At 45.3% G+C, this 243-nt stretch carries 1 protein-coding gene; it reads right to left on the bottom strand.

All coding sequences use genetic code 11. The annotated features are described in order from the left end of the window. Positions 1 to 226: tetratricopeptide repeat protein (locus tag MiSe_RS50505; RefSeq protein ID WP_444980652.1), on the bottom strand; the 226-nt coding region annotated here is incomplete at its 3' end. Positions 227 to 243 lie beyond the last annotated feature (17 nt).

The following is a 243-nucleotide window of genomic DNA, read 5'->3' as shown; positions in this document are numbered from 1 at the left end:
GGACTTGAGAATTGTAGAGTCCTGCCAGATTATTCAAACTGAGGGCAACATCCGGATGGTCTTCTCCCAGCAGTCTTTTATAGAGTTCTAATGCTTGCAAAAACAAGGGTTCCGCGTCGCTGTAGCGGACTTGAGAATTGTAGAGTCCTGCCAGATTATTCAAACTGAGGGCAACATCCGGATGGTCTTCTCCCAGCAGTCTTTTTCTCAATTGTAAAGCTTGCAAATACAAAGGTTCCGCTT

The organism is Microseira wollei NIES-4236 (assembly GCF_020521235.1).
GTDB classification, from domain to species: domain Bacteria; phylum Cyanobacteriota; class Cyanobacteriia; order Cyanobacteriales; family Aerosakkonemataceae; genus Microseira; species Microseira wollei.
Note: the sequence above shows the minus strand (reverse complement) of the source record. Positions and strands in the feature narration are given on the sequence as shown.